A 24,694-nucleotide genomic window follows, 5' to 3' on the forward strand; every position below is an offset into this window, starting at 1 on the left:
GGAAGCAGGAGAACCGTCCCCGTGCTTCCTTAATTGAATAACGACATAAATGAATTAAATACTTTTTGTTCTGTTTTCTCTTTCTTGTAAATCAATTGGCTATAAAAATTCAACTCATCATCAGCATACCTTATCGCTACTACATTATCACTCTTTCCAATTGTGAAAGCTGGTAGAAAACCGATTCCCCAATTGTTTTCAACCGCCTTTTTGATCGTCTCCACACTACTAAGTTCCATTGAAATATTGTGAGGAATATTATTTTTATTTAGCTTATCTAGTAAAAAAGCACGATACGTGCATCCCTTTTCTGTTAAGATTAGCGTTTCGTTTTCTAGCTTATTTAAATGAATTGTTTCGCATTCGGTAAATGGGTGATTTAAAGGGATAACAATCACCATGCTCTGCTTCTCAACATGAAGGCTTTCAATACCGGATACAGTACAAGGAGAATCGAGAATATATCCAAAATCGATCGCTTTCTCTTTAACCATTCGTATAATGTTTTGTTCTGAGTCTGGGATAATTCGTATTAGAACATCAGGTTATAATTTTTTGAATTTCTCTAGTATCGCAGGTAAAAAATAGATTGCTAGCGTTTCAATTGTACCTATTGAAATAGTCTTGATCTCTCTTTCTTTTAAAGCTGAATGTGATTCTTCGTGTAAGGAAAGTATTTTTATAGCATAGTCCAATAGAAGTTCTCCAGAAGAAGTAGGTTTCATACTTCTACCTTTCCTCTCTAATAATGACTTGCCTCCTTGAACTACCCGCCACTTAACTGCTCTTGCGAACTGTTTGAAGTGGGGGATTCCTAAGAACACCTTCGTAACCGAAAGTTTTGATTAGGCTAGCCCCGTCGCACCGACGGTTAGAAGCCTTATAGCTTCATGTTTGAGATTTAATCCTGCGTTCCTATCGCGGTCGTGATGCATGCCACAAACACACGTCCACTCACGCACATTCAGATCTTTAACGTCTTTGTTTTTATAGCCGCAACGTGAACAACGTTGTGAGCTAGGGAAGGTTTTGCTCACTTCCACCACCGTCTTCCCGTACCATTTAGCTTTATATTTCAACAGGCTCTTAAATTGAGACCAAGATACATCAGCGATTGATTGAGCTGTTTTCTTATTTTTCATCATGTTCGATACTTGCAGACTCTCCATTCCGATAATATCGTGGTTTTTGATGATATCCGTCGAGGTCTTATGCAAGAAATCTGTCCGCTTATTTTCAATCTTTTCGTGAATTCGAGCGACCTTGATTCGTTGCTTGTTCCAGTTGCTAGAACCAATAACTCGCCTTGATAGAACTTGTTGAGCCTTTGCTACCTTTTGTTCTAACGACTTAAAATAACGATGGTTTCTATATCTTGTTCCATCTGCAAGGATAGCGAAGTCTTTTAGTCCTAGATCAACGCCTGTACTGGTGTTTGTCTTCGGCATCTCAACGACGTCTGTTTCAGCTAAGATTGACACAAAGTACTTACCACTTGGATTGCGTCGTATGGTCACATTTATGATTCGCCCATCCACGTCACGACTTTTAGAAAACCGAACAAGACCAAGCTTCGGCAACGTGATGTGTTTACCTAAGCGATATTTCCATTGGTGTGCTTCGTGACATAGGACTGTATCTTGTTCTTTTTACTTTTAAACTTAGGAGCTTTGTTTTGTTTTTTATAATACCTTTGGTAAGAATCAGCGAGGTTTTCAACGGACTTTTGCAAGGAAATACTATCCACTTCTTTTAAAAAAGGATAATGCTCTTTTAATTGGCGAACCGCCTTAACTGACGCGTATTTGTTGAAAAACTCTCCTTTCCAGTTATTTGAAGGGAGATGACCGGTTTGCACCATTTCTTCGACGATGTACCAGTAAGCGTCTTTTTGCTTCTGCTTACTGAGGAAGAAATTGAACACGAATCTTGAACAACCGAGCGTTTTATGAATGAGCTCGACTTGTTTCGGATTAGGAAAAATACGAAATTTGAACGCTTTTTTTACTAACATGACATCACCTCATTTGCAAACGTATGTTCTAATCATATCATGAGGTGAGTCTGTTGGCTATCGCCAACCGCCATGGCTAAAAGCCCTTCTCGCGATGGAAGAGGGAGTCTTCTGGCGGAAAACGATAAATTTCTTCAAGTTTTTGTATATGATTTGTCACACTTGATTGAGCGTAATCCAACTCCACGGCTGCACGTGTATAACTTCCACATTCAACTACTTTCACAAAAGTTTTCAGATATAGCAGTTCAATAATTGGTCACCCTTTCTATCAGTAATATAGATAATTACTATCTATAATTATCTATAACTACAATACGAAAAACAAGGTAATATAAAATTATCATAAAATAAGGGAGCTAAAACGATGACAAAAAAACCGAGATTTTTATTATCATTAGAGGTTGAACCTGCTACTCCAAGTGTCGCTTATAGCCATTTCATGAAAAAATTATCTTTTGAAACAGATGTTGCAGACCTTTCATTAGATATAAAGAAAGGGTACGAAGGGATTGTAATAGTTGATGTTAGAGATCTAAAATCATATGAAGAATGCCATATTCCAACAGCAATCTCTATCCCAAGTAATAATATTAACGAAGAAACAACACAAGATTTTTCAAAGGAAAAGGTCATTATTACTTATTGTTGGGGGCCAGCGTGTAACGGTGCTACAAGAGCTGCTGCTAAGTTTGCAAAACTAGGATTTATGGTCAAGGAACTTATCGGCGGAATCGAATATTGGCGCAAGGAGCAAGGAGAGGTAGAGGGGACGTTAGTGAAAAAGCTGACTTGTATTGGAAAATGTAGTGTTCCCCAATATCCAATTTGAAAAACTAAGCACCTTTTCCCCTTCTAAACCGTCTATACTTATGACAGAAAAATGGAGGGTGGCAATATGGAAGATCATGATCTGATTCGAGAGATTCTTTCAGGAGATCAACAAGCGATTACGAAGTTACACGAACGATATGTAGATCGTATTTTTCATTACATATATACACAAACGAACAGTTATCACGACACAGAGGAAATGTTGCAAGATGTTTTCCTCAAAGTAGCAAGAAAACTAGATCATTTTGAAGGAAAAGCTTCTTTTAAAACGTGGATATTTAAAATTGCTCGAAACGTTGTCATTGATTATTATCGAAAGCAAAACAAGGAGCGTCAATCGATAGCAATGGAAAAAGATTTTTTAGAAGATGTTGTTGGAGAAAACGAATCGGCAGAAACAACCGTTCTTAGAAATTTCCATATAGATGAAGTGCTTCAACTAATCGATAGGCTTCCAAGTCATTATCGAACGGTGCTTCACTTAAGGTTTATTGAGGAATTTACTATCCAAGAAACATCTGACATCATGGGAAAGTCAACGTTGTCAGTGAAATCCATGCAACGACGTGCAAGATCGGCGCTTTCTGAGCAAATGAATTTGGAGGTGAGTAGTCATGAACCATCATAAATATAAAGATGAAGAATTTCGCCACATAATGAAACAAAAGGAAGCGGTGAAAGCTTCCACAGACGCTCGTGAAAAAAGTCTACTCACTTTTCAAGACGGTTTAAAAGATATTATCCCTAGACAAAAAAGGAAGCATTATCGCAAAAAACTTCGACAACGTTTTTTTGTTACATTTGGTTCTGTTGCCGCAGTTGGGATTGCAAGCCTTATATTTATAAATTATGATTTTGTACAAGACGATGGTCTCCTTGATTCTGGTGAAGATGAAAATAATGGGGAAGAATCGTTCATTGAAACGGTGGAAGATGAAAATGAAGAGAAACAAAATATTATTTTAGAAGATGTGGAAGAAAACGAAGCATTAGTTGAACGAATACTTGATCGACCATATTTTGATCTTAATGATTTAAATACGATGTCAAGGCGTCAGATTCAAAACGAGGCATTTTCTATCTACCTTCCATATGAATGGTCTATTGAAGAAGAGGAAGAGGATAATATTCATTCGACTCATATGACTGGACCTGACTCTGAACGAATCGATTTTATTCTGTTTGATAGAGATGTCAGTCAAGAACAAATAGCAGATAATATTGAAGAAACTATTTCTGAGATAACACAAACGGAAGAGACAACTGTGTCGCCAGAGATCTTTAATGATGAATTCATCATGAAGAATCAGATTCCTACGGTGTTTTCCTCAATGTTTCCTTTTGATTACGAAAAGACAGAAATGTACGCCTTTATTGATGAGGAATCTGGTCGCTTCACAGAGCTATATATATCTGAACTATTTGGTCAGCCGATGATTTATAAGCTGGATGTTCCTCTTGAAGACAAAGAGAGCTGGACTTTGTCATGGAAGTTTTTTCCCCGGATGGGCCTGACTAAAACCCCTTATATTATTCAAGGAACGGAAGGTGAACTTCACTCTCAGCTCGATCGACCATTGGAGAAAACCGTCATTTTGCTTGAAGGCGCGGCCTCTTTTCATGAAGCTGATATTGAGCTTTATGAAATAGAAGAATTGGGATTGACGAGCTATCTTCCTCTGAACATTGAAGATGAGCGAATCGAGCACGAGCATTTTATCGAATTTCGCTTTACTGATAAGGATTTTTCTGAAAATAGTTTTTATTCATTCGGGAAATTAAAAGAAGATTTCCCATTAGAGGATGGAAAAGACATTATGTTTGATGCGTTTAATATTGATCAAGCACATCATGAAGATTTAGGTGGTGGCGGCATGTATGGATATGGGTATTATGATGGAAGCAGGCATTATGATATCGAAGGCTATATTCAACTTTTGGAGATTTCCGATAATTGGTATTACAAACATCATCATTCAGAAAGAGAAGATAATAATGGAGTCATGTATAATACATGGTTAGATATGTTCACAGAATTTATTGAATGGGAATAAGACATTCGTTATTTAAAAGGAGGAAGGGTTCTTTTATTTAGAACCCTTCCTTTTTTATGTGGCTTATTTCTAAAATATAACAGATTTCAGAAATGGAAGCAGTAGAACCGTCCCTTTGCTTCCTGTGCTTACGTTTTTTCTCGAATTTCGCCAGCTGATCAGTTTACTAATAAGTAAGTATACGCCGATCCCTGTACTCGATCCGACGCTATCAATAAGCACATCTCTTACTTCCCCGCTTCTACCGGGAATAAATAGCTGATGTACTTCATCTGATATCGCAAAAAGCACACAAACAATCAAAGCGATAACGACACTTCGGCCACCTCGAATGCCACTTCGCCTTAACGCATTTAATGTTAAAACGCCAAGTACAAAATAGGCAATGAAATGCGCATTTTTTCTCACAATATGGTTCAAATCTTGAAGATGAAAATCAACATTAGGTGCTATACTCTCTACCATTTTTATGATTACTTCTGATATTCCCGTACTTAACTCACTCGACTCTGTTGCCGGTTGATGCGATAAGTAGAAAATTAATGACATCCAAAGAACCACAGATGCCCAAGAAATTATTTTGTTTACCCTCATAATTATAAGCTTCCTTTGCTATGTACTTCAGTTTCCAATAAATCTTGAAAACTTTCATTAACCTAACTGTACCACATTTTTGGAAGCATGGGGACGGTTCTTCTGCTTCCTCGTTTCGATCTATCGTACTACCCTCTCTGCCCCATAGTGGAAGCAAAAGAACCGTCAAAATAACTGAAGATATAAGCAGAAGCGACCTTGGAAGATTCTGAAGGAAACCTGATAGAGTTCAGGTTCTTGTGCTTCGGTTTTGGAAGCACAAGAACCGTCTCTACGCTTCGTAAGGAAGCGCTTTCCTTTATAAAAGGGACGTATTGGTATATGATAAAGCTAGATTAAAATAATAAGAGGTGGGATACTTATGAACAAAATAAAATGGGGTATTTTAAGTACTGCTAATATTGGTAAAGAACAAGTGATACCTTCAATACAGAGATCAGAGAATGGTGAAGTTTATGCAGTTGCAAGTAGAGGTGGAGATAAGGCGGAGAAATTTGCCGATGAACTTGGAATTCCACATGCGTATTCTAGTTATGAAGAATTGATAGCGGATACAGAAATAGATGCTGTTTATATTCCATTACCGAACAAACTTCATAAAGAATGGGTTATCAAAGCTGCGAAACAAGGCAAACATGTCTTGTGTGAGAAGCCTGCAGCATTGACCGCAGCAGATTTAAAAGAAATGTTTGACGTTTGCGAAGAAAACAACGTGATTTTTATGGAAGCATTTATGTATCAATTCCATCCACAACACGAAAAAGTACAAGAGTTACTCAGCTCGAACACTATCGGCAAGGTTGGACATGCTCATGCTAGCTTTTCATTTGTATTAGACACTGATGCAGACCCTACCAACATCCGTTTAAACAAAGAATTAGGTGGCGGCGTCCTTTACGATGCAGGCTGTTACACTGTCCACTCGCTTTGTAATATATTAAATGAAACACCTGTGCAAGTGTACGCAAGAGCGAAGCAACACCCAGAATTCAAGATTGATACAACCGTTGTCGGAGTGCTCTCATTCGCAAGTGGCATCGAAGCATCGTTTGATACTAGTTTTGAAGCTGCTTTCAAACAATCTTACCAATTGTTTGGCAAAGACGGAACAGTGAAAGCCTCATCGCCTTATCGCCCAGATGTTGTTGACGATGGCAAGGGTGTCATCCAAGTCGAAAATAGTGACGGAACAAAAGAGCACAGAATTGATGGAGACCAATACAAAATCCAAGCAGAACATTTTGCAAATTGTATTATAGAAAAGAAGCAACCATCGTATTCGAAACAGCACATGATGGATCATGCGAGAGTACTTGATGCATGCTTTGAATCAATAAACACAGGAAATAGCGTAAAACTATCGTAAAAATTCGTGACAAACAAAGCCCTCAGAAGTACTGAGGGCTTTTCTACTGACTTATTTTTTAGAGGAAGCAGTAGAACCGTCCCTCTGCTTCCTTATTCTTGTAGTAGTTTTTCGATCAGTTGTAATGCTTCTTCATGTTTTTCTGATTCCTCTCGAATGGATGCAATGATTTCATTGCGCCCCAATTCCAAGTCGTTAAAAAGGTCGCTTTCAGCTAAATCAACGCCATATAACTGTTCTGATCCTCCTTCTAATCGATCAAACCTCAATAAATGATCCGCCGTATTTTCGTCGAGGTCATCGTCGATGTTTAAAGGCGAATAAAGTTCATAATCGAACAGTATATCATAATGGTTTTCATCGACAAGATAGATGTCCGGTTGTTCTTCGCGCAATGTCATTAGCAAAACTGTTCTCTCAGCGTAGTCCAATTGAGCTTGTGAATCTGCACCAGCAAGGGAATGTTCCACGGTTACCTTCACATTCTCCCAATCAGAAAACTCACTTTTAATCGCCGCTTCTAAAGAAGAGATATTTTCCTCAGGGAAATCGAAGCTTCCGAGAACCAACACCTCAAAGTCAGGATCAGGGAGAGCCGCTAGTCGAGATTTCTCGATTCGATCTTCAACGAAAGTATTAATCAGTAACCCTGCAAAAATAACGACAAAAAGGATACCAATCACATGAAACTTATAATAATAAACATAATGTTTGATCTTTCCGAGTGTTCCATATTCAACTTCCGTATCACGATTGTTTTGATTTAATATGAATTGATAGGCCTCAGTTATTCTATCTATATCAATAAAATCCTCACTTGAGGAAGCCACTTTCTCTCCTTTATCCTGCTGTGCCTTTTCTTTTCTAATCCATAACATATATTTTTCATCAAGCTCATCTACCGTCGCGCCTTCTTCAACATCCATAATTTGATAGGCTGTTTTTAAATCCATTTCAATCTCACTTCCTTTAATATCAGCAGAAAAAACAGATAGAAGCAATCTTTATAGTAAACATCCACTCATCCATTTCATACTCCATATCATATCACCAACCCAAACCCCTTACAATTAGGAAGCACAGGGACGGTTCTTCTGCTTCCGCACTCTCTCTATTAAGTGCGGATATGTATCTTAAATTTATTTTTACAACGAGGGCATTTAACTGGATGCTCGCCTTTTTTTATAGGGAGACGAAGAACTGTTTTACATTTCGGACAACGGCGATATCGATGCGTCCTTATTTCTTTGACTCTCCGCACCATTAATGACATCTTAGACTTAATCGGACGCCATGTTTTCAAGAACTTCTGATTTTCACTTCGTCTTTTATAAATATTACGTGAAAATATGCGGAAAATCGCCAAAATTATAAGTCCCCACATGAAACCTGATAAAATGCTTGAAGCAAGGAAAAGATTAATAACAAAAAGTATAAAATAACCGACAATTAACGCCATATATAATTCGTCTGCCCCATATCTACCTTGCATGTATCGAGCGATCTTGTTTTTCATGTTCCTCAATTCCAACCCCTCCAGTAATTCTCCGATGACTTGTGGACTCTATGTCTATATTGTCATCCGCATGCTTTTTGACACGACACAGACCCTAATGCACTGATCTTACCACTCATGACTTTCGATCATCAACTTTTCAATATCACCCAAATCGAATCTAACAACTTAGTTTAATCACAACCAACAGTCACCTTTTCACTCTCAAAAAAAGCCCATCCCCGCAATCGCCATATCGGATCTAGGCGGTTTGCGGGGATGGACTTGCCTGGTCAGAACGAAAGAAAAGGAAGCAGGAGAACCGTCCCTCCGCTTCCTCTGCTTCTTTCGGTCAACTGGTGTCTGCACCTGATTTTTTCTTCGATGAAATGTCTAGCCATACAGCTAGGATAAGGATCAGACCTTTTACAATGTACTGCCAAAAAGGGGCAACATTCATCATGCTCATGCCGTTGTCGATACTCGCCATGATGAGGGCACCTAAGAGGGAACCTACAATTGTTCCGACACCACCCATTAAACTGGTTCCACCAATAACTACAGCAGCAATCGCATCTAATTCATACATTTCACCAGCACCAACCGTACCAGCGTTCAACCTACTCGTTAGAATAATACCACCAACGGCTGATAAAGCACCCATTAATACAAACACATACAAAACATTGCGTTTGATATTAATACCTGAAAGTTTCGCCGCTTCTTTGTTACCACCAATCGCATAAATGTGTCGGCCGAATGTTGTATTTTTCGTTATAAAAATTAGAATACCAGCAACAACTAATAAAATAAGAAGAGGCACTGGAACACCATGATATCGACTTAACATGTAGACAAACAGTGAAATTAATACTGCAACAACTGCCATCGTTCCATAATCAACAGCCTTTGCCTGTAAGTCTAAACCTAACTGTTGACGTCTCGTTCTTTTCCTAGCCACCATCACAAAACCTAAAACGATGAAAGCCGCCGTTATAATATATCCAATCGAATACGGGATAAAAGATTGTCCGATCGCACGAAAGCCATCATCCATCGGTGATACAGTTTGACCACCACTAATACCTAACAATATCCCCCGGAAGATCATCATTCCCCCGAGCGTAACAATGAAGGCAGGCACCCCTTTATACGCGACCCACCAACCTTGCCACAACCCAAGTAAAATCCCAGCTATTATCGTGACAATTATGACAGGAATCGTATGCCAGTCGTACCAAACTTGAAGAATCGCAGCTATACCCCCTGTTAATCCTAGTAGCGATCCAACAGATAAATCAATATGACCCGCTACAATAATCAAGGTCATTCCTACGGCCAATACACCAATCACCGTCATCTGCCGTGATAGATTCGTAATGTTACGAGATGAAATAAAATCACCATTGGTTAAGACCGTGAAAATGGCAAAGATAGCAATCAAAGCTAAAATAAGTGTATAGGCGCGAACATCTAACTTAAAACTCAATTTATTCTTCACTTATGCTCACCTCCTGTTGCAAGCTTTAAAATATTCTCTTGATTTGCTTCTTCCTTAGGTATTTCACCCATTACCTTTTTATCTGCCATGACTAGCATCCGGTCTGACATTCCTAATAGCTCTGGAAGTTCCGAAGAAATCATAATGATCCCAACCCCATTTGCTGTCAATTCATTCATTAGTTTATAAATCTCTTGCTTTGCTCCAACATCGATACCTCTAGTCGGTTCATCTAAAATCAGAACTTTCGGATCTGACATCAACCACTTACTTAAAACAACTTTTTGTTGATTACCACCACTCAAAGTCACTACTTTCGTTTCCAATGTAGGTGTTTTCACACGCATTTTTTTGTTGTACTTTTGCGTTTCTACAACTTCTTGCTCTTGGTTAAGAAAAGACAAACTAGAAATTTGATTTAATGACGCCATCGTCGTATTTTTAGCAACATCCATCCCTAAAACAAGTCCATACCTTTTCCGATCTTCAGAAACATACGCTAACCCTTGTTCGATCGCCTCTTTTGGATCTTTTATATGATAGTCCTTCCCATCTATATAGATAGATCCCTCAGTTTTCCCATCATAGCCACCGAATAAGCTAGTCGCTAATTCCGTTCTTCCTGCCCCCATCAAACCGCCAATACCTAAGACCTCTCCTTTATGAAGTTTAAAAGAGATATTCTCCGTAACAGGTATATTCGTCTTCGGGTTTATGAAAGAAAAATCTTTCAGTTCTAGCACAATATCATCCGTTGCATTGTTTTCATACGGGAATAAATCACTTAATTCACGGCCAACCATCAATGAAATAATGTCATTCTCAGTCACATCTTTTGTCATTACAGTAGAGATCGTTTGTCCGTCTCTTAGAATAGTCACCTGATCAGAAATACTCATCACTTCTTTCAACTTGTGTGAAATATAAATGACAGTAATTCCTTTTTCTCGTAGTTGATGTAAGATTTCAATTAAGATTTCAACTTCCTCTTCAGCTAAGGCTGCAGTAGGTTCATCCATAATAATAATTTCACAATCTTTTGACAGTGCTTTAGCTATTTCAATGAGCTGTTGTTGGCCGATTCCGAGATTCCCTACTTTTATACTAGAATCAATCGTTAGACCGACTTTTTTTAACAACTTATCTGCTTCTATATGCATTCGGTCCCAGTCAATTAAACCCTTGGACTTCCACTCATTACCCAAAAAGATATTTTCCGCAATAGTCATTTCTTTTGCAAGTGCTAATTCTTGATAAATGATCGTGACCCCAGCATTCTCTGAATCTTTGATTCGGTTGAAAGTTTGCTCTTCTTCATTGATGAGAATCTTTCCATCGTAAGTACCATTTGGGAACACCCCACTCAACACTTTCATTAATGTTGATTTTCCTGCTCCATTTTCGCCGCAAAGAGCATGAATCTCTCCTTTATTCACTTTGAAATTGACAGAATCCAGCGCTTTAACTCCAGGAAACGCCTTCGTAATTTCTCTCATTTCTAAGATCGTCGCCATTACCTCACCACCTCTTGACTAGAAATGAATGGGGAGAGAAACTCCCCATTCGAATGTTTATTCACCATCGTAGTCTGGTCGCTCATCTTCCGGAACATTGCTATATACGTCTTCAAAACTATGAAATCCATCTTCAATCACAGTTTCGATAATATTATCTGCATTGACAGCAATTGGATCTAGCAACACAGAAGGAACATCAATCGCACCATTATTTATTTCTTCATCAAAATCAACTGATTCGCCTCTCGCAATATTAACTGCTAATTCTGCTGCTTGAGAAGCAATTAAATGAATTTGCTTATACACTGTCATCGATTGTGTACCTTCAACAATGCGTTGTACACCTGCTAAATCAGCATCTTGACCTGAAATTGCGACATCACCCTCTAAGTTTTCAGCAGTAAGAGCTTGGATGGCACCACCTGCAGTGTTGTCATTTGAAGCAACTACTGCATCAATTTCATTGTTAGCTGCAGTTAAGGCATTCTCCATAATTTCTAATGCCGCATCCGCAGACCATCCATCTGCCCACTGATCACCAACAATTTCAATATCCCCACTTTCAACGAGTGGCTCAATTATATTCATTTGTCCGTCTCTGAACATCTGAGCATTATTATCAGTTGGCGCTCCGCCCATCAGGAAGTAATTCCCAGTCGGCACTTGTTCAACTAAAAATTCCGCTTGCATCTCACCAACACGCTCATTGTCAAATGAAATATAAGCATCAATCTCTGCATTATTAATCATTCTGTCATAAGCAATAACTGGAACACCTTCCGCCTTTGCTTCTGCGGCAATCGAACCAATACTATCAGAGTTATGAGCAATAATTACTAACACATCTACCCCTTGCGTTAACATGTTCTCCACTTGGCTTGTTTGTTCCGCCTCATCACCATCTGCTGACTGGACGATTACTTCCGCCCCTAATCCTTCCGCAGTCTCTACGAAAATATCTCTATCATTCTGCCACCGCTCCAAAGTAAGGTCTGCAACCGCTAGCCCAATCGTTAAATCTGAATCTGAATTTGAATCATCTCCGTTATTGTTACCTCCGCCTGCTGTATCTTCACCACAAGCTGCAAGTCCTATTAAAACAAAGCTCAGAAACATACTTAATCCTAATTTCTTCAACATACTAAAATCCCCCTTAATTAAATTTAAAACTGCTCCAAAACAAAGATTACACTTTCATTTTTTTCTCTTTCCCCTCCTTGTTTTCTTGGTTTTTTCTTGATATCTAAAATTTATCATTTTTCTCAGAGTATGATACCGCTTTCATCTTCACTTATTAGTGATCATCTAGACAAATTTGCAAACGTTACCATTTTCGTGCTTTTTTTTGGGAAAAATCACGTTTTATTGTGACTTAATTTTTCAATTCCCGCTCGCATGGGGCACAAGCCGCCTCTGCCATCCATAAATCACAACTAATCTCATCTTAAAATACAAAAAAAGAAACAACATAGCGTTGCTTCCGTTTCACTGTTTCATTGTTTCAATTTCTCTCTATATTCACTAGGATTTAATCCCGTTTCCCTTTTAAAAACGCGGCTGAAGTAATTCGGGTCCTTATAGCCTATGTCTATTGCAATTTCTTTCAATGGAATGGTGTAATCAAGTAAGAAGTCCTTTGCTTTTTCCATTCTCACCTGCGTTAAATATTCACTAAATGTTAACTGAAAGCGATCCTTGAACAGCTTGCTTAAATAATAAAAGCTTAAATCGACTTCTTCAGCCACTTCTTCCAAAGTAACTGATCTATGGTAATGACTATCAATATAGTCTTTTGCTTTTTCGAGGACGCCTTTCATATCATTCAACCGCCAAGTCCCAATTCGGTTAATCACATCCGCTAAATAAACTTTCGCCGATTCCTTAACTTGCATTGGCGTCTCTAATTGCTGAAATTGCAACTGAATATTATCCTCAATTCCCAGCTCCCTCATCTTTCTCGTTAACACAATAAAGAACTCTTCCATACTTCTTTTCACCGTATGAAGATGGTCATCACAAGCCTCATTAATTGACTGGAAATACGAATCAAACAGACGCATCCCTTTCTGCAAATGTCCTTGCTTCACTGCTTCAAGCAGCGCTTTTTCCTTTTCAAATGGGAGAAGTTCATTCCGCTTCTGCTTGATTCTTTTATCATAGATCATGTAAGATGCACTCGGCTGATTGTATACTAATTCCAAAGCATAGGTTGCCTCACCATAGGACCTAGAAAACTGCGTAAATTCAGAAATAACCGTACCAACCCCAGCAAATAGCTTACAGCTTGGAACCTTGCTTTGAAATAAATGAATAATTTTACGCACATCATCTTCCCTAACAGGCTGTTCTCCACCCACGTCCCGCTCGTATAAAATGAAAACTGGTACATGAAACCTAATTAACGGGCCTACAAGAGATTGGTGCATATGGCCATGTATCGAATCTTTCAACACTTCGTACCATTCTGCTTTTTCGGTTGACGAGGGATGCGACTGATCAGATTCAAAAGAGAAAACAACAACACAACCTTTTTCGCCGTCAAGGTCCAACCATTCACTCCATTCATCCATACTAGAGTCTTGCACATAATCCATCATTAATGAAATAATAAATTTAGATTCTACAAACGATCCGACCTTTTCAAGCCGTTGAATTAACTCGACTTTTTCTGCCTCTATTTTCTGATCCTCTTCAATCTCATCGACCATTCGATCAAAAGCTGCTAATACTTCTGGCCTCTTGCTTGGTTTTAACAAATACTCCTTAACGCCTTGTTTCATCACTTCTCGCGCATATTCAAACGTATCAAAAGCTGTCATCATGATACATTTTGTCATAGGCAGAGCCGAAAGAATTTCTTTCACGGCATTTACACCATTTACTTCTGGCATTTTAATATCCATAAAAATCACGTCTGGCTTATATATCAGCGCAAGATCAATCGCTTCCTGTCCATTTTCCGCTTCAGCAACCACCTCTACATTCCCGCGATTTCTCTCCAACAACAGCCTAAGACCTTCTCTTTCGATCGGTTCATCATCGACTAACATCGTTTTAATCATGGTCATGAAACTCCCCCATTTCTTCATAAAACTTTAGCCAGTTTTATCGTGATCGTTGTTCCCTTTCCTAATTCCGAATCGACTTTAACCTCACTCTCATTATCGAATAAGTGTAATCTCGAGATGACATTTTTTAATCCTATTCCAGTCGAATGACCTGAATGCTTTATCATTCTGGTCTGTCCCTTCCCACTTTCTTCTTCCTCAGAAAGTAGTAATCTATCAATCGTCTCCTGATTCATGCCAACGCCATTATCTTTAACTTCAATAAAAACAAATCCTTGCTTTTTATAAACGGACAACTCGATTTTTGCCCCGGAAGGCATGTCTTCAATTCCGTGCATAAATGCGTTCTCGACAATAGGTTGAAGTGTTAAAGATGGAATTGGCGTTTGCAAGCAGTCATAATCAATATTTTCTTGAAATGTCACCCGCCCCCGAAAACGAGTCGTTTGAATAAAGAAATACTCACTGACTATCTTGACTTCATCTGCTAAAACGGTTGGGTTTTCTAAATTCCCTAAATTATATCGAAGCAATGTTGACACCGATGTAATTAATTCACTCGTTTTGTCTGCTCCTTCAATATAGGCTGTCTGTGATATCGTATTTAGTGTGTTGAAAAGAAAATGTGGATTGATTTGATTTTGCAAACTGCGCAATTCGGTTTCTTTCAAAAGCTCGGTAAGTCGAGATTTTTCTTCAATTTCTTTCACTGAAGTATTGATATTGGTTTTCATTTCATTAAATGTTTTTGTTAAAAACCAGAGTTCATCCTTTGTCGAAACTTCAACGTCGTTTCCTGTAAAACGGCCAGCTGAAATCTCCTCTGCAGATTCAGTTAATTTGCGTATTGTTTTGGTAGCGCCACTCGAAAACCATAGTGCAATCAAAATACCGAGCAATAGAAGCGATGTCAACACAGTCGTTGCAACTTTCTTTGTGTATTCTACTTGCTGGTCTATCATGGGTGAAACATGGTAATAGCTTGTCAAACTATTATCAATCAATTCTAATGTCGTTTCATGAATATATTGTGAGATATTTTCAGCTTCATTTAAATGGTATGAATAAACTTGAACCTGATTCTCATAAACGCCATCTATCGTGTCTGCTGTCTGTTCTTGGAAACTAGTTATCATATTTTGATAGCTGTTTATTAATGTAGCATCTTCTTCATAACGATTCATATCATTTAATGACTGCTTTAAGATAGCTAGCTCTTCTCTGTTTTGATTAAATGTTTCTAAGTTTTCAGGTAATGGGTCGAGAACATAGATGTGCAGTGATTCGTATGTGTCAGCCGTTTTTTGAGATATCTCATTTAGTTGAAAAAACTGGTCCAAACTATCATCATAAAGGTTGAAAATCCTTTCATTACTTTGGTTTTGCACAATAAAAATAATGATTGTGAATACAACGACGACAGTAAAATACGCTAGTAACCTTGTGCGAATTGTTATCATCGTAATCCACCAAGTCTTTTATTAAAATGTTTAATATCGGCTTTACGAATGATATCTGTCCCTGTATGAGTCACTTCTTCAACCGGCCGCTCATTAATAATATCTAGCATTAACTCAACGCTTTGGAACCCCATTTGAAAAGGTTGCTGGGAGACAACGGCATCAATTTTCTCATCTTCTAATAATTTAAGCGTTTCATCTAATGCATCAAAAGCGATGATATAGATATCGTCTTTCTGATCTCTCTCTTGAATACTTGCAGAAATCCCAAGTCCATCTAAAGCACTCGTCCCAAAAAATGCGTTAATATGCTCATATTCTGTTAAAATCATATCCGTTTTTTGTGCAGCTATAACTCGCGAGTTACTTGATTCTTCAATCGTAACTACTTCAATTCCCTCCGCGTCTGCAAGCGCATCTTCAAAACCCTTTACTCGAAGATTTTGACTAGATGAAGTGACGCTGTTGGTAATAATCCCAACCACTGCTTCCCCGTTATTATCGTTGATTAAAGCTTCCCCTGCCATGCGACCAGATTGATAATTATCTGTGCCAATATAAGCGAGCCTTGAGCTGGTTGGTGAGTCTGAGTCAACTGTTATGACAGGAATTCCTTGGTTAATCGCTTTATCAATCATTGGATCAAACACCTCATCACGGATCGCTTGGACGATAATTCCATCCACCTTTGCTGCAATCGCCATATCTATAAGTTCCACTTGTTCCTCCGGGTTAGCACCTCGTGTTCCCATGTACTCAACAAACACATCATAACTATCTTCCGCTTGTTTCGCCCCTTCACCAACCAAATTCCAATATTCATGATCCATTTCTTCGGTAATTAAAGCGAAATGGTGTGTTTTAGTCGATGTTTCAATACTTAAGGCTTTCGATATTTGCGCATCATAGTAATCTGCTTTCGTATAATAATAGTAAGATAAAAATAACGTGCCAATAAAAGCTACGATTAGAACAATATATATGATAGATTTCCTTTTCATCTCAAACCTCCCACACAATCTTCGAAAGCGATTACCATCCATTCTATACGAATCATTTTTCAATTACAATTAGAAGGAGCAGTCTGGGAAGCGTGTGCGAAGCGCAAGGAGCGCAGGGGAAGCGCAGGGACGGTTCTCCTGCTTCCTATGAAGCGTGGGGACGGTGAAGCGTGGGGACGGTTCTTGCGCTTCCTATTCGAGACGTACCGACAAGAAATGGTACGGCTCCAATTCGCAACAGACGGGTGTTTTTTGTAATGAACGAAGAACAGTTTCTATTTAAAAGGAATATGTATCATTAGGAACACTATCTATCTAAAAAACATTCCTAGCCCCCACTCTAGGTCCAACCCTTTTTTCCCTGCCTACTAAATGATATATTTATAGAAACTAGGTGGTGTTCGTATGTTTAAACATCGTTTTTTCGAAAAGTTCTATTACGGTTGGGTGATCGTATTTATTGCCGCATTAGGAGTCTTCTTCTCCGGACCAGGTCAAACGTACTCCAATTCCATATTTGTTGATCAATACATACTCGAATTTGGTTGGTCAAGATCGCAAGTATCAGGATTATACTCCGTCGCCACATTAGCAGCAGGAGTCACGATGATCTTTGTCGGAAAATTTATCGACCGCTTAGGCCAACGTACAATGATGGTCCTTGTCGGTTCGCTCCTAGCAGCAGCCTGTTTTTTTAACAGTATCGTCTCCTCGATGTGGATGTTTGTCGTTGGCTTTTTCCTGATCAGATTACTCGGGCAAGGCAGTATGGCATTAATTCCCAACACATTAGTCGCCCAATGGTTTATAAAAAAACGCGGCCGCGCCGTCAGCTATATCTCGTTAGCCAGCTTTGCAAGTGCAATGTCGTTCCCACTTATTAATAACTGGTTAATTCAAACCTGGGATTGGCAGTTTGCCTGGCAGTTTTGGGGAATTGCGTTGTTGATTCTTTTTGTTCCGGTAGCCTTATTCGGTGTGCGAAACCGTCCAGAAGACGTCGGGCTTGTTCCAGATGGCATTGTGACTAAAGAAGACGAACTTACTGGCGGAAAGCTCGGCATAAATATCCCTGAAACAGAAGTGAGCTGGCAATTAAACGAAGCAATAAAAACACGAGCATTTTGGATGATTTTAATTTGTATTGGAATCCCTTCACTCGTGAATACCGGGATCACATTCCATATCATTTCTATTTTCGGTTCCAATCAAATTGGCCCAGAAGTTGCGGCAATGGTGTTGAGCCTCATGGCCGTCGTCGGCATTCCGATGTCGCTAGTATCAGGTTTTATTACCGAAAGAATCAAAACAAATTATATGCTCGTCATGGTGTTTGTGATTGAAATCATTCTGCTTTTACTCCTACTCGTTTTAACGAACTATATCATTGCCGTTATCGTCGGAATCGTGTGGGGAATGGCAAACGGATTAGGACGAATCGCCACCAACATCATCTGGCCAGACTACTTTGGTCGGAAATATATCGGGAGCATCAATGGCGTCGGCGTCACGATGGGCGTCGCAGCATCATCTCTCGGCCCACTGCCATTCGGGATTGGGTTCGACCTTCTCCAAAGCTACACACCGGTGTTGTTAGCCTCTCTCACATTTCCAATCATTGGAATTATCTGCTCCTTCCTAGCAACCAAACCAGAGAAGACAGCAGAGCAGGCAAAATAATCGTAATTACTTAGGCGGTGGGTGTGGGGCGCAGGAAGCAGAAGGGGGGAAGCGCAGGGACGGTTCTCCTGCTTCCAATTGAATTTCCATCTTTTTTTGATGAGTCTTTATTTCTAAATTCGCTAATGGCGGGGAGTTACTAACTTGTGCATTATTTAATCCTATCTCGATTCTATACTGCTCAACACTCCTCTTCTGCAAGTTACCAGAAAACTAAATTACCACTAAAACTTTCACTCCCTCTTGCAGACCGCCCACGCTGCCGAAAGAAGGTCAGGAAATACAAAGTCCGCCCCCGCATCCCCTGTTTTTTGTTCACCAACGAGAATCGTCTTTGTCCCTGCAGCCTTTCCAGCCTCAATGTCAGGGGCACGATCACCAACCATATAGCTATTTCCCAAATCCACATCGTATTTTTCAGCCAACCTTAGAATCATCTCAGGCTTAGGCTTCCGGCACGCACATTGCTCATGGGGCTTATGAGCACAATAAGCGATATCATCGACCCGAGCTCCAAACACTGCCAAATCATTTTCCATCCTCGTATGTACACTAGTTAATGCTGATTCACCCATAAATCCAAGTCCGATTCCACCCTGATTCGTCACGACAAATACCTTAAACCCCGCCTCATTAAACAACCTCACCGCCTCGCCAACCCCCTCGAGCAAATGAAAATCATCCGGCTCATTCACAAACTCCACCCGTTCACTAAGCACCTCATTAATCACACCATCCCGATCCAAAAACATCGCCTTATTCATCAGATCATCTCCGTTTCATCCAATAGTCTGTCTCTATCTCTTCCCTTTCATTAATCAAATAAAGCCACTCAGCAGCAACAGCTACCAAGGAGGTTGATCACTGTATAGTTTAGCTCGCAATCAAACTTTCTCATTTGAATCCATTGTTTTATAATGGAAAATGAACTAATAAAATCGCAAAATAGTTTTTAATAGTTTTTTCTAACCAGTTACATATTAGTTACGATTCACAAATCTCATACAGTAAATCTAATATAAATGCAAAACACAAGGAGGAAGACAATGAGGAAGCCTTCAATTACAGTCATTGGAAGTATAAATATGGATATGATAACGGAATCAACCTTAGTCCCCGAGCAAGGTGAAACGATTTTAGGCACAAATTTCTCGACTATCCCAGGAGGAAAAGGTGCGAATCAAGCAGTTGCATCAGCGAGATTAGGTGCTGACGTGCGAATGATCGGAAGAGTTGGCGACGATACATTCGGCCCACACCTCCAACAATCATTAGCAACTAACGGAATAAATTGCGACCGAGTAAAACCTGTAACCGAATGCAGTTCAGGGGTTGCTACAATTCTCTTAACAGATAACGACAATCGTATCATTGTCGTACCCGGAGCAAATAAGCACGTGACAATAGATTACGTCGACACATTCAAACAAGACATCGTGACCAGTGATTTGGTACTACTTCAATTGGAAATCCCACTTGAAACCGTCAAACATATACTCGAATTATGCTCTACGCATAAAGTGCCAGTAATACTAAATCCGGCACCAGCCCAAAAATTAGAGCACGATACTTTAGCAATGGCAACTTATATTACTCCAAATGAATCAGAACAAAGGGAACTATTTGGAGATAAACCTCTTCAAGAACAAGCATTGCGGGAGAAACTTATCGTTACTAGAGGTAAAGAAGGCGCATCCTTTTATGCAGATGATCATGAGATATTTATCAAAGGTTATCCTGTTAAATCTGTCGACACCACAGGCGCCGGAGATACATTTAACGGAGCATTAGCCGTAGCACTCGCAAGTGGAGAACCGACAGAAAAAGCCATAAAATTTGCCAATGCAGCCGCCGCACTATCCGTGCAAAAATTCGGTGCACAAGCTGGAATGCCTAACCAAGAACAAGTAGCAGCAATTATAAAGGACAGCCAAAACTAACCCTATATAAAAATCCCGTTATTTGGCCCTGTACAAAGAAAGACCCAAACATTTTTTCATGTTTGGGTCTTTCTCTTAAGGAAGCAGAAGAACCGTCCCTCCGCTTCCTAAAAAGCGCGGGGACGGTTCTTCTGCTTCCAAACTCCACTCTCAAACCCCTAGTAATGATAAAAACTGATTATATTCTTTTTACATCGGTTCACGGTAAACGTAAAATTATTTAATTTATTTTGATATGTCGCTGAAACATCTTCAATTTCATTGCCATCATTAAATGAATCTTTAATTTTAATAATATTTGAGAACGTTTCCAACAATTCAAAAATATTTTCACCCTTTTTAAGAGCCCTTGCAATATGCTTCGCTGAAATCATATCGATCCCTTTCCCTGCTTCGTTCCTAATGACCATAGCACTCTTAGATGCACCTTGATGTTTAGCCAATTTTTATCTTCACCCTTTCTCTATTTATCTAGAAATATGTACGAGAATCGAACGGAATAAAGACTGCCCACTTACAAAACATTGTCACTATTATGTATTTACCCCTAATTATATAGAAATAAAACAGTTAATATAACTAAATATTCAGAAAATATCCACAACCACCAATTTCGAGGTGGAGGTCCCGTAAATAAGTAAATAAATAGTTAATAAGTAAAATAATTCAGTTCAAAGGGAGGTAAATAACACACATGTTTCAAACTATAAAGAAAAGAGACAAAGATTTTCCAATCCTGTACATGAAACCATTGAATTATATGAAAAATCTCGTTTTTAAACCTTTACATTGGAAGACACAAACATTCCTTATTATTTTATATATTTTCTTTTATTTATATCTTGCTTGTTTTAATAAGATACTATGAAAAGAGTCAATGTTATGAAAAACGATGTGGACAACCACTTAGTTAAGTCACAACTATTCAACATTAATTTATTTCGATAACCGAAACAAGCAGAAGAACCGTCCCTCTGCTTCCTAGGAAGCGCAGGGACGGTTCTTCTGCTTTAGTTCCCCATACCACTCCACTAAATTATCACGTATGATCTGTCTTACCCACTCTCTTTTCAAACCAAGGTTTAAATGCAGACGTAATTACAGCTAACGTAATAACGGCTACAAATGCCCAAAATACATACATGACAGACCCAGATGCATTCTCACCGAGCCAAGAATAGATAATCGTCGCTGGCAACTGACCAAGACCCGTCGCGATAAAATACCCCGTAAACCGCATCCTTGTCAATCCAGCTCCATAACTGATGAAAGCAAATGACATCACCGGTATAAGACGAGCTAAAAATATAGAATGTACACCATATTTTTCAAAAAAGCGGTCTGTCCATTCTAATGCAGGCTTCGGAATAAACCTTTCTACAGGCGGACGCCCTACAGCACGCGCAATATAAAAACACAGCGCAGCACCTATCATCGCACTTGACCAAGATAGCAACGTTCCCCAAACCGCACCAAACAAAAGTCCGTTCGTAAAAGTTACGACAAAAGCCGGTAATGGAGGAGCAATCACAAGCACAAAAATCATTAACAATGCTGACACAACCGGCGCCCACACACCAAACGAAAGTAAATAGTCTCGAAAAACCTCAATATTCCCTGACATAATCTTTGACGACGCTTCGTGAATAAAGCCCTGGAACTCAATATGCACAAAATAGAGCAAAGCAAAAACAAACGTTGTAGCAATGACAATCAATATATTTTGCCATTGAAAAGAAGAAATTACCACTCTACGGTCACGATGCTCTGGCGCTTCATCTTTAGTTTTCTGCAAAGACAGACGATGAAACAAATCATGACAGACATACCCCAAGATAACGATCACCACGATAACAATATTTATTTGCGCAAGAGAAAATGCCCCCCATAAGAGACCATCCCTCGTTAATGAAGCAGGTAACGTCGCAAGCCCCACTGTCTGGAACAGACTCAGAAGAAGAATAACTCCCAAACTCCCCCAAATCATCATTTCACTCCAAAAACGCTTCAGCCAAAACAGCGAAATCTCTCGACTTGGTAACTTAAACAAGGAATAAAGCACATAAAAGAGAACTGCAAAAATAACAGATAAAGTAATAAATCCACTAACATAGATTTTCATCTCTACCCACGACCACGGAACGAAACAAATCGAAACCGCTAAACTAACCAAATACCACACATAAAAAGTCTTCAATAAACCAACAAACCATTTTACAACATTCATCCATTACCCTCCGAGCATAAAAGTCGCCACAACAAACGCACGAATTTATATAACTATAATTTATACAAATTATAACTAACATTGATAAACAAGTAAACGAAATATTATAACAGTCAATCCGCCAAAAAACCCCTATGCGCAAGAGATTCCCTTCACGCCTAGAGGCTTAGTTATTGACCTAAACATAGCTTTATTTAGATACACGAAGGAAGCAGGAGAACCGTCCCCGCGCTTCCTGCTTCCGTTTCCGCCAACCTATTGCACCCATCGACCTGCTTCGTCGTTCCAATCATAATGAATTTCTACTATTTCTGAACCTGCCATACCCTCAGACTCCTCATAGTCAACGCTTTCGACAACAACACCGTCATGCGCGCCATCACCATTGCGATCAATAAAATCAATCCCAACCATTTCAGCAAATTCATCAAGATAACTAAATCGATGGTGCTCAAAACCGTATACACCCATATGATACGTTCTGTGACCGGAATAAATACCGAGACTATCTCCGAGAGTAGGATGCGAAATAACCTCGATATCTAGTATATCGTTTGACGGATAGCGCAACATCTCCATCGTCGTATTAATTAACGGACTCCCTTCACTATTAAAAACCATTACATTACTTTTCCAATCTTGGGGATCTGTAGGATATACAGGATTAAACAGAACCATTTCTTCCAAATCATCATTTGTTAAATCTAAAGACAAAGTTTCCACTGTACCTATTTCCACACTAAATTTTTCAGAAAAATATTGTTTAGCTTCTTCTTCATTATAAATATTATTATCTATTGCAGTAATTTCTATCCCACTTGCCACTTGAAACGCATCGTCAATAAGATTATGGATGTCGTTAAGCAAAGGCTCAAATTCATGGAATGTCTCTTCATTTGTTAAAAACATTGAAGGCTCTAAGTAATGATAATCTAATGTGAACGTACGACCATCTGCCGTGCCTATATACTCCCAACCATTTATCCATCTCTCAGACTCGTACCATTCCTGTACGGAAATCACTTCATCGAAAATATGAATCGAGAAAATCGCCTCTCCCTCTTGCCAAACCTCGTCATAAACTATTTCAAATATAACAGACTCGAACGATTGATCAATAGCCTCTTCATTTCTTATTCCAACTTCAATTGGCATGAACATACCATCCCACTGATCAGAAAATTTCATTTCAAAAAGCCCCTGAGGATGAATGTACCTAAGTGGGTTATCATCAGCAGCGTCCTCTTCGACATTTGCAGATACTTGCCCACTCGCCACTTCGCTATCATCAGCTTGCTGTTGAGCTTCTACTGAATCAATAGCAATAACATCATATTCATTCGTTTCTTTAATAACCCCACCATTGGACCCTTCATTTTGTTCGTTGCCACCGCACCCAACTACAAGCAATAGGAATACGAAGACTACTGTTGAATAGTTTATTCTCCCCATATACAACAAGCCTCCTCGATGTTCTTAAGTACCACTAATATATATTTAATATTACAAAATCGCTACAATTAACCTAATACCTTATGACTATTATTTTACATAAAAACATAAATATTGGCTATATTAGCGGCTACATTAGACACCCTTTTCACACTAATCAATCATAAAGTCCCAGAGTCCAACCTACAAATCCAGATAAACGCAACATACAGCCTACGTTTAAATAACTTAAAATAGAAGCTTGATGCTCGAACAACATTCTTCTTACAGCTATTAGCACCAAGTAAGAGAGAAGGCTTGGTAGAACCAATTGAAAAAGCGGTCACCGCTAGGATTAAAGTCAACATGCTCATCTATGAGGTGCTAATAAGCCGTGAGCAGAAAACACATCTTCAAACCCATTTTTTATAACAAGAAAGATTGCAAGATTGGTAAAGATGAACCTCTTATTTGCCGAAAAAATAAGTGGGGATTTAGATACACGAAGGAAG

The 24,694-nt window shown here is 39.1% G+C and carries 21 protein-coding genes and 2 pseudogenes; 6 read left to right on the top strand and 17 right to left on the bottom strand.

The window, feature by feature from the left end; genetic code table 11:
* Positions 1-29: 29 nt before the first annotated feature.
* The 5 genes and pseudogenes from ACM26V_RS14875 to ACM26V_RS14895 all read right to left on the bottom strand — a co-directional run bounded on the left by ACM26V_RS14875 (position 30) and on the right by ACM26V_RS14895 (position 2,240).
* Complete coding sequence (locus tag ACM26V_RS14875) at positions 30-494, bottom strand: LysR family transcriptional regulator substrate-binding protein (RefSeq protein ID WP_416147509.1); 465 nt, start codon at positions 492-494, stop codon at positions 30-32.
* 51 nt (positions 495-545) lie between these two features.
* On the bottom strand, positions 546-725 hold the full coding sequence (locus tag ACM26V_RS14880; protein ID WP_416147510.1) for a hypothetical protein: 180 nt from the start codon (positions 723-725) through the stop codon (positions 546-548).
* Positions 726-845: 120 nt separating this feature from the next.
* Positions 846-1,759: pseudogene (gene tnpB, locus ACM26V_RS14885) on the bottom strand (IS200/IS605 family element RNA-guided endonuclease TnpB); the annotation flags it as partial.
* Positions 1,760-1,903: 144 nt separating this feature from the next.
* Positions 1,904-2,014, bottom strand: a pseudogene (locus tag ACM26V_RS14890) (helix-turn-helix domain-containing protein); the annotation flags it as partial.
* A gap of 76 nt (positions 2,015-2,090) precedes the next feature.
* On the bottom strand, positions 2,091-2,240 hold the full coding sequence (locus tag ACM26V_RS14895; protein WP_416147511.1) for a helix-turn-helix domain-containing protein: 150 nt from the start codon (positions 2,238-2,240) through the stop codon (positions 2,091-2,093).
* A 141-nt stretch (positions 2,241-2,381) separates the two neighbouring features.
* Here ACM26V_RS14895 and ACM26V_RS14900 point away from each other — a divergent pair, with 141 nt between their 5' ends.
* The 3 genes from ACM26V_RS14900 to ACM26V_RS14910 all read left to right on the top strand — a co-directional run bounded on the left by ACM26V_RS14900 (position 2,382) and on the right by ACM26V_RS14910 (position 4,902).
* Entirely contained in the window at positions 2,382-2,846 is a 465-nt protein-coding gene (locus ACM26V_RS14900; RefSeq protein ID WP_416147513.1) for a rhodanese-like domain-containing protein, read from the top strand.
* A gap of 66 nt (positions 2,847-2,912) precedes the next feature.
* Entirely contained in the window at positions 2,913-3,476 is a 564-nt protein-coding gene (locus ACM26V_RS14905) for an RNA polymerase sigma factor (RefSeq protein WP_416147514.1), read from the top strand.
* Positions 3,463-4,902, top strand: a complete 1,440-nt coding sequence (locus ACM26V_RS14910; protein WP_416147515.1) for a hypothetical protein — start codon at positions 3,463-3,465, stop codon at positions 4,900-4,902. Before ACM26V_RS14905 ends, ACM26V_RS14910 begins: the two co-directional genes overlap by 14 nt.
* 69 nt (positions 4,903-4,971) lie before the next feature.
* Here ACM26V_RS14910 and ACM26V_RS14915 read toward each other — a convergent pair whose 3' ends face one another.
* Complete coding sequence (locus tag ACM26V_RS14915) at positions 4,972-5,496, bottom strand: VanZ family protein (protein WP_416147517.1); 525 nt, start codon at positions 5,494-5,496, stop codon at positions 4,972-4,974.
* 361 nt (positions 5,497-5,857) lie between these two features.
* On the opposite strand from ACM26V_RS14915, the gene ACM26V_RS14920 reads away from it, so the two are divergent.
* Positions 5,858-6,862 (top strand): Gfo/Idh/MocA family protein, encoded by a 1,005-nt coding sequence (locus ACM26V_RS14920; RefSeq protein WP_416147518.1) that lies wholly within the window; start codon positions 5,858-5,860, stop codon positions 6,860-6,862.
* Positions 6,863-6,954: 92 nt separating this feature from the next.
* On the opposite strand, the gene ACM26V_RS14925 is transcribed toward ACM26V_RS14920, so the two are convergent.
* From ACM26V_RS14925 to ACM26V_RS14955, 7 genes are all read right to left on the bottom strand, one after another.
* On the bottom strand, positions 6,955-7,815 hold the full coding sequence (locus ACM26V_RS14925; RefSeq protein ID WP_416147519.1) for a hypothetical protein: 861 nt from the start codon (positions 7,813-7,815) through the stop codon (positions 6,955-6,957).
* Positions 7,816-8,709: 894 nt separating this feature from the next.
* On the bottom strand, positions 8,710-9,858 hold the full coding sequence (locus ACM26V_RS14930; RefSeq protein ID WP_416147520.1) for a sugar ABC transporter permease: 1,149 nt from the start codon (positions 9,856-9,858) through the stop codon (positions 8,710-8,712).
* Complete coding sequence (locus ACM26V_RS14935; RefSeq protein WP_416147521.1) at positions 9,855-11,372, bottom strand: xylose ABC transporter ATP-binding protein; 1,518 nt, start codon at positions 11,370-11,372, stop codon at positions 9,855-9,857. Before ACM26V_RS14935 ends, ACM26V_RS14930 begins: the two co-directional genes overlap by 4 nt.
* Before the next feature lie 57 nt (positions 11,373-11,429).
* On the bottom strand, positions 11,430-12,515 hold the full coding sequence (gene xylF / locus ACM26V_RS14940; RefSeq protein ID WP_416147522.1) for a D-xylose ABC transporter substrate-binding protein: 1,086 nt from the start codon (positions 12,513-12,515) through the stop codon (positions 11,430-11,432).
* Between the two features lie 353 nt (positions 12,516-12,868).
* Positions 12,869-14,443, bottom strand: a complete 1,575-nt coding sequence (locus tag ACM26V_RS14945; RefSeq protein WP_416147523.1) for a response regulator — start codon at positions 14,441-14,443, stop codon at positions 12,869-12,871.
* A 17-nt stretch (positions 14,444-14,460) separates the two neighbouring features.
* Positions 14,461-15,903 carry a sensor histidine kinase gene (locus ACM26V_RS14950; protein ID WP_416147524.1) on the bottom strand — a complete coding sequence of 481 codons (1,443 nt, stop codon included), beginning with the start codon at positions 15,901-15,903 and terminating at the stop codon, positions 14,461-14,463.
* Complete coding sequence (locus tag ACM26V_RS14955) at positions 15,900-16,904, bottom strand: sugar-binding protein (protein WP_416147525.1); 1,005 nt, start codon at positions 16,902-16,904, stop codon at positions 15,900-15,902. Before ACM26V_RS14955 ends, ACM26V_RS14950 begins: the two co-directional genes overlap by 4 nt.
* Positions 16,905-17,309: 405 nt before the next feature.
* Between ACM26V_RS14955 and ACM26V_RS14960 the strand changes: the two genes are divergently transcribed.
* Positions 17,310-18,584, top strand: coding sequence for an MFS transporter (locus ACM26V_RS14960; protein ID WP_416147526.1), 1,275 nt, complete (start codon positions 17,310-17,312; stop codon positions 18,582-18,584).
* A 233-nt stretch (positions 18,585-18,817) separates the two neighbouring features.
* Here the strand turns inward: ACM26V_RS14960 and ACM26V_RS14965 are convergent, their stop codons facing one another.
* Entirely contained in the window at positions 18,818-19,348 is a 531-nt protein-coding gene (locus ACM26V_RS14965; RefSeq protein ID WP_416147527.1) for a D-glycero-alpha-D-manno-heptose-1,7-bisphosphate 7-phosphatase, read from the bottom strand.
* A 282-nt stretch (positions 19,349-19,630) separates the two neighbouring features.
* Between ACM26V_RS14965 and rbsK the strand changes: the two genes are divergently transcribed.
* Positions 19,631-20,524: a ribokinase gene (gene rbsK, locus ACM26V_RS14970; RefSeq protein ID WP_416147528.1), complete on the top strand. Its 894-nt coding sequence runs from the start codon at positions 19,631-19,633 to the stop codon at positions 20,522-20,524.
* A 158-nt stretch (positions 20,525-20,682) separates the two neighbouring features.
* Here the strand turns inward: rbsK and ACM26V_RS14975 are convergent, their stop codons facing one another.
* The 3 genes from ACM26V_RS14975 to ACM26V_RS14985 form a co-directional block, all read right to left on the bottom strand.
* Positions 20,683-20,967 (bottom strand): hypothetical protein, encoded by a 285-nt coding sequence (locus tag ACM26V_RS14975; protein WP_416147529.1) that lies wholly within the window; start codon positions 20,965-20,967, stop codon positions 20,683-20,685.
* A 596-nt stretch (positions 20,968-21,563) separates the two neighbouring features.
* Positions 21,564-22,751 (bottom strand): TVP38/TMEM64 family protein, encoded by a 1,188-nt coding sequence (locus ACM26V_RS14980; RefSeq protein ID WP_416147530.1) that lies wholly within the window; start codon positions 22,749-22,751, stop codon positions 21,564-21,566.
* A 255-nt stretch (positions 22,752-23,006) separates the two neighbouring features.
* On the bottom strand, positions 23,007-24,203 hold the full coding sequence (locus ACM26V_RS14985; RefSeq protein ID WP_416147531.1) for a hypothetical protein: 1,197 nt from the start codon (positions 24,201-24,203) through the stop codon (positions 23,007-23,009).
* Between the last annotated feature and the right edge of the window lie 491 nt (positions 24,204-24,694).

The organism is Salipaludibacillus sp. HK11, from assembly GCF_047795645.1.
Taxonomy (GTDB): Bacteria; Bacillota; Bacilli; order Bacillales; family Salisediminibacteriaceae; genus Salipaludibacillus.